The 5,862-nt window shown below is 40.9% G+C and carries 8 protein-coding genes; 6 read left to right on the top strand and 2 right to left on the bottom strand.

Annotation, left to right across the window (positions count from 1 at the left end; translation table 11 throughout):
* The 6 genes from VB732_RS35220 to VB732_RS35195 all read left to right on the top strand — a co-directional run.
* Positions 1 to 984, top strand: a 984-nt coding sequence (locus tag VB732_RS35220) for a site-specific integrase (RefSeq protein ID WP_323235443.1), incomplete at its 5' end; no start/stop codon positions are given.
* Positions 985 to 1,033: 49 nt separating this feature from the next.
* Positions 1,034 to 1,249 (top strand): hypothetical protein, encoded by a 216-nt coding sequence (locus VB732_RS35215; RefSeq protein ID WP_323235442.1) that lies wholly within the window; start codon positions 1,034 to 1,036, stop codon positions 1,247 to 1,249.
* 269 nt (positions 1,250 to 1,518) lie between these two features.
* A complete protein-coding gene (locus VB732_RS35210) occupies positions 1,519 to 1,986 on the top strand; it encodes a hypothetical protein (protein ID WP_323235441.1) in 468 nt (155 codons plus the stop codon).
* 183 nt (positions 1,987 to 2,169) lie between these two features.
* A complete protein-coding gene (locus VB732_RS35205; protein ID WP_323235440.1) occupies positions 2,170 to 2,883 on the top strand; it encodes a hypothetical protein in 714 nt (237 codons plus the stop codon).
* Positions 2,884 to 2,892: 9 nt separating this feature from the next.
* Positions 2,893 to 3,018: a hypothetical protein gene (locus tag VB732_RS35200; protein WP_323235439.1), complete on the top strand. Its 126-nt coding sequence runs from the start codon at positions 2,893 to 2,895 to the stop codon at positions 3,016 to 3,018.
* Between the two features lie 156 nt (positions 3,019 to 3,174).
* Positions 3,175 to 3,543, top strand: a complete 369-nt coding sequence (locus VB732_RS35195; RefSeq protein WP_323235438.1) for a hypothetical protein — start codon at positions 3,175 to 3,177, stop codon at positions 3,541 to 3,543.
* A 41-nt stretch (positions 3,544 to 3,584) separates the two neighbouring features.
* Here VB732_RS35195 and VB732_RS35190 read toward each other — a convergent pair whose 3' ends face one another.
* Together VB732_RS35190 and VB732_RS35185 are read right to left on the bottom strand one after the other, a co-directional pair.
* Complete coding sequence (locus tag VB732_RS35190) at positions 3,585 to 4,526, bottom strand: hypothetical protein (RefSeq protein ID WP_323235437.1); 942 nt, start codon at positions 4,524 to 4,526, stop codon at positions 3,585 to 3,587.
* Positions 4,527 to 4,952: 426 nt separating this feature from the next.
* A partial coding sequence (locus VB732_RS35185) for a class I SAM-dependent methyltransferase (RefSeq protein WP_323235436.1) occupies positions 4,953 to 5,862 on the bottom strand: 910 nt, incomplete at its 5' end.

Raw genomic sequence — 5,862 nt, 5'->3', positions numbered from 1 at the left:
ATCAAACTCATTCCCCTTGATCGTGAAGCTCTACATTTCACACAGCCAGGAGAAACTAGAAGTCCACCAACCGATATTCGGTGGGTAAAAGTTCTGGAATTTTTACGTAGCAACAATCTCGCACCCAACAGCCGCAAACTCTACGAACGCGAACTCAAAAGGTTTTTGGCTTGGAGTGAGCTACATTATCATGAACTGCGTCCACGTCACCTTGCGCTATATAAAGAATATCTCCGTGATGAAATACGGACTGACGCAGGTAAACCGCTTTCAAAAAGCAGCATCAATGCCGGAATTGCGGCACTCAAAAGCTTTTTCAAATGGATGTGTTACACGTATCCTGAAATTATTGCTACTAATCCTACACTGGGGATAAAACTGGAAAAAGTGCCACTACCACCAGCCCAGAGTTTAACCCCAGAACAGATGGAACAGGTTTGGTCAGCGTTGGAATTGCTGGGAGAAACAAAGCAACGGGATACAGCACTGGTTCACATTCTCAGTCATGGACTCCGGGCAGGGGAAGTTGTACAGCTAAATGTTGGCTCATTTGATGGCAAGCTGCTGTTTTTACCAGACACCAAAACCAATGAACCACGCTTAGTTCCACTGCGAAAAGAAAGTCGGGAAGTTTTGGCAGAGTATTTACAATTGCGCCACCAGCAAGGAGAGGTTTTGACCAGCGACTCCCCACTGATGATTTCACACCATGCTTCATACAAAGGTGAACGCTTGAGTTATTACGGTATTTACTTCGCTGTAGAAAAAATCGGTGAATTAACTCAAATTGAAGATTTGCATCCTCACTCCTTTCGACATACCTATGCTACGGATTTAATATTACTAGGTCTTGATCCAACTCATGCCCGCAAACTCACTGGGCATCATAGTGACAGAGCTTTTCGACGATATACACTTCGTGGCGAACAACAAGCTGCGATCGCAGCTTATTATCGGGCAATCGGTGAGGAGGCAGAACAGTAGAGGATGTTTATCGGCTAGAGTGGTACGTTGAATTAAGGAAATATAAACTATGTCTAATTCTGAAAAAATTATTCACTTTGTACCAGAATTAGTGCATGAACAAGTTCATGTATTAAGTTTATGTGGTCAAACAATTAGTTGTTCAGATGCTTCCAATATGTTTACGAACTGTCCTATTTGTCGGAAAAAACTACGTAAGACAGTAGAAAAACGTATAGAACAATTTTATCCGCAACCAGATTTTAGTAGATACAACAAAAAGTGACCGAAACAATTCAAAATTCAAAATTCAAAATTGAAGAATAGCTCAGTAATTTTGAATTAATTAATTCAGCTTACTTACCCCTAAATTCATTTATGGAGATAAAGATTTATAAACTTGTTGTTCTGTGCCCCTGCATTTATGATTGGGGTAAAAATGCTTGAATTTTGAATTGATAATTTTGAATTCGAGCGAAGCGAGTGACACACTCGCATACCCAAACTGCGCTATAGATGTGGAAGTATGTTACCGAGGAATCAATAGACTAAACGATGCCCAAGCCGTTAGATCCTAAATGTCAGTTATGCGCCAAACTACCCGCAGCTAAGGCTAAGGTGCTGCATGGGCCAGAAGGTGATGGCTGCTGGAATCCAAAGGTTTGTCACAATCGCCGTTCGTTTTACCGCAACAAAAGTAAAGATGATTCGGCACAAATTGATGCAATCGCAGTCGAACCGCCAGCAACATATTTTGCAGTGTTGTATCTATATAAAGAACCAGGGGATAAACCATTACACGCTATGTCGGCAGAACTTTGGCTAGGACAACAGCCTATTTGTCGCTTAGAACCAATTCACTGTTTTGGGCTAACGGCTGGCAAGATCCGCGCCTATACAGATCAGGTATTGCAGGCTTTTGCAAAACAATACAGTGTTTCACTATATCAATATAAGGAGCTGTTCGAGATTGCACCAACACATTGTCCAGTGCGTCCTTGTCCCCTGCATCCACAATCTTAGAGATGACCGAACAATTCGTAATTCGTAATTCGTAATTAATTAGGAGTTAATTAATAATTAAATCATTGAGGGGACAAGCTCCAAGATCAGTTATGAAGAAAGAGAAAACGCATAGCAACTTTATTCAAGCCCCCGGATAAATCCTCTGGGGCAATAATTACGAATTAGAAATTACGAATTATTATGACCACATACCACCAATTAACCATCTGGGATGTATTAGATGAGTTGTCTGAATCTCCACCAACTTCTTCCCTTGATGCTATGTGGGATTGTTTGGATGGGGAGCTTGAAAAATTACCTTTGGAGGCACAGTTATTAACCGCAGCACTTGCCTTCAGTCAGATTGCAGATATTCTTAAGTCTCGTGCCGAAGCGCTGTTGCAAGATACCCGCGATCGCCTACGGCGGGGCGTAGCCCATCGCAATAGTCTTTTGGGGCCAATTGTTAGCACCGATCTCTTTGCTGGTCTGGTGCGGACAACAATGCACCTAGATTTAGATGATTTAATTGAACCGCAAACACCACAAACCTTTAGACCACATGGCCCACACCAATTTTCATCTCCTACTGAGTCGGGTGATTCTGTAGCAGCACCTGTTGAAAAAGCGAATGTTTTGGCAATGCTTGATGAGGTGACGAGTTTAGAAGATGTCCGCAATTTGGCATCAGATGAGGATGTGGAAAAATGGCAGGGTGCGATCGCTAACTACCTGATAAATGTCAAAGATGAGATTTCTTTAGTTAAACTGCAACGTGTGTTGCAAATGCCGATGGTAGAAGTATGGTTAGGATTATTGTTGGGTGGGTTTACACTAGAACAGCGTGGTGATTTTTATCACAACCATAATGTCTGGGTGAAAAGTTCTCCAATCACTAACACCTACCCGATTTGATTTAAAATTTTGAACTTTCAAGCTGCTTTGACACTCAATAAATTCATCACTTCTGCTGCTGACAAACCAGGTTGTACTCTCTCTCAACAGCCACCAGCAGCAAAGCTTGCAATGATGACAGATACGGTTTGGTAAAATCCCCAATCCTTGCAACTGCAAAATACTTGAAATCCTTGATTTATCGTTACAATAGTATTAGTAGTTAATAACCCCCAGAGGGTTACTCGTCGTTAGAAGATTCCTTATCTTCTTCATCATCCTTGTCAAAATTTGTATTGCTGAGGGGGACTTATGGGTGAATCGAAACGCAGAAAGGCAATATTAGGCAATCACTATGGTTTGCCTAATATTTTTAATGAAGTCCAATCAATGTGGACGCAGATTAATTTCTCGATCAAACGAGTCAAAGATTCTGAGAATACATGTTTACTTGTTCAATGTTCCAACAACGACCGAGGATTTCATCAAGACACTATTGCCCAACTTCAAAAAGAAATAGAAAATTGGAAATGTGATTTGGATATTCCTATCTTGATCCAAGTTCTCCCAAGGGGAGTTCAAAATTCAGAAACTGAGCTTTTTGATGGGTTCGTTACCATTTGGTGCAATTGTCCTGAATTTGAATTGTGGCGAGAAATATTGGAAACTAAACGAGTTTAGTGAGCTTTGTTGCATTAAATTATTGTTTTCTAGCTGCACCATCATCTCTGTTGCCTCCACTCGATTTTGTACTCCCGTTCCACAAACGCCAGCAATTTTGCTTGCAACGAAGATAAATAAGGTTTAGCTTGTTTCCCTAACCACTGCAACAGCCAATCCACAGCCTCGTCACGGTTGGTTACTTGATGCAACTGCCGTAACCTCAAACATAACTGCTGCATGAATTGGCAATCTTCATCAAGCAATTCCAGTGATTTCAGGTGTTCGATTTTTACGGTGTAGTCGCCGTCCCATGTCTGGACTGTACAGCTATAGTCTCCAGCATGAGTTACCACGCCCCAATAACCTGCTTTACCTCTCAAGTCTGGGTTATCTTTGGGCAGAAGAATGCATATTTCACCAATATTGTAAGGATTGGGTACTTTCGGACTTTCGCGTATCCTGTCCACTACGTCTTTCACGATCCGACCGGATGGAATCTTATTGCCAGCTTGCTCTACTGCCTGCTGCCAAACATCTGCTTGCACAGCAGGTTCCAACTCGGCTTTCGCCAAAAAACGCAATTGTCGTTCGTTGGTCGGCATTGGAATTTGCCGACCATTGGTCGGCAAAAACTTTTGGAGATTCTCATAAACCACAGTAGCCGAAATCTTCAAGTACGCTGCATCACGACTATAATTGAAGCGATCGCGGCAATATTCCTCAAAAGTCCGGTGCGTGGAACGGTACAACCGTCTGTCCCTCAACTCCATCAGCGCTTGACCAGCCTCCAAAAATGCTCTCTCCACACGGTGTTCTAAATGCAGGCGTAAGCTTTGTTCTTCCTGGGTCAACTCTGTTACTTCAACAGCCGTCACCGTAATCGTTGCTGAGGCTGGGTTATCTTGCTCAGAAGTATTTTCGGCAGCAGAGTCGGTTGCTAGCTTTGGTTCCTCAGATGCCCCAGGGATAACTTTCTTGCGTCTAGATGGTGGTTTGTTCATTGCCCCACCTCTAGGCTGACAGCAGTCGAACAAATATTGAATTGTGTCATCATGGAAATATAGAGTTTTTATTTATGCCCCCAACCTGTATGAAGGATGGGGGTTTTTCATTGCTTTTTATATTTTGCAGCCTTAAAGCACTACCAAATATAAAACTCATTAAAAAATTTCATAGACCAATTATCAAAAAACCACTACGCCAGAGGTACCACAACAAAATACTGTTTGGGCGTATTCTAGAAAATACCCTCTTCAAGACATGGGTAAAACAACCGCTAATGCTTGATTATTTGACGGAGAGTATTGCATTTGGGGTGACTAGATGAATCTCATCTAGGTTGAAACCCGTAGTTTTTCCCTATCGGGTTTGAAATGAGTTGTAACCCACACTCGATATTGAGTTTTATTTAGAATTAAAGGGCTTATTTAAATTTTTTGAGCAAAGAAAAGAACCGATAAATAGGGTTTGGTAACATATCCCCCGTGAGCATTTAATATCTGTATAATAGCATCAGAAAAATCTTGCTTTTTAGTTTCAGTAAATTCTTGATAAGCAGTTTGAGTTTTCAGAAGACCTAGATATCGCTCTGCATCATAATCAATAGACCAAGGATATTGTTTGACCACTAAATTTTTGAAACAAAAACTATTTAATATCCAGGTTTCTCTTTTTTTTATTAGTGATTCAACTGAGGATGGTTTAGCATTAGATATTGTAGGTACATATTTTTGAAACGTTTTTTTGAGTGCCTGAAATATGGAAGTATCGGGTAAAATAGAGAAATTCCAAAAAAACGCAATATAACCTTTTTGTTTTAAAGCTTGTGCAACTTTTGGATACCCTTTTTCACGATTTACCCAATGAAAGGCTTGAGCAGATATTGCTAAATCAAAGGCTTTTGGGCGTAAATTCCAATCCTCTAAAGTAACTGTCTCAAATGTCACCTTTGGATATAAACGCATATTTTGAGATGCTATTGCAATCAGTCTTTCACCTGGCTCTAAACAGCAGATAGCATAGCCCTTTTCAGCAAATGGAACAGTTCCCTTACCTGTCCCTGTTCCAATATCTAAAATTGAAGCTGAATCTGGAAGATTAGCCATCTCAATTACATCTTCAATCAATTGAGATGGATAACTAGGGCGTGCTGCATCATAGATTTCTGCAACTTCATTAAAGGACTCACTACGTTTTCTGCTCATCACTGATAAATCCACAAACGTATTTTGCTCCCGATCACTTTCGCTCGGATTTGAGAAAATATTAACAGTTTTACCACTAGAGAAAAAGCTTCTGTCTCCAATCCAATTTGACAAGACGCTACCGCTACTAAGC

Origin of the sequence: Nostoc sp. UHCC 0252, assembly GCF_034931145.1 — a bacterium.
Lineage (GTDB): Bacteria > Cyanobacteriota > Cyanobacteriia > Cyanobacteriales > Nostocaceae > Nostoc.
This window is presented reverse-complemented; position numbering and strand designations above follow the sequence as displayed.

Excerpts from the sequence above, each read along its gene's own strand:
- VB732_RS35215 (WP_323235442.1), top strand. The coding sequence starts at position 1,034 with ATGTCTAATTCTGAAAAAATTATTCACTTTGTACCAGAATTAGTGCAT.
- VB732_RS35210 (WP_323235441.1), top strand. The coding sequence starts at position 1,519 with ATGCCCAAGCCGTTAGATCCTAAATGTCAGTTATGCGCCAAACTACCC.
- VB732_RS35190 (WP_323235437.1), bottom strand. The coding sequence starts at position 4,526 with ATGAACAAACCACCATCTAGACGCAAGAAAGTTATCCCTGGGGCATCT.
- VB732_RS35195 (WP_323235438.1), top strand. The coding sequence starts at position 3,175 with ATGGGTGAATCGAAACGCAGAAAGGCAATATTAGGCAATCACTATGGT.
- VB732_RS35205 (WP_323235440.1), top strand. The coding sequence starts at position 2,170 with ATGACCACATACCACCAATTAACCATCTGGGATGTATTAGATGAGTTG.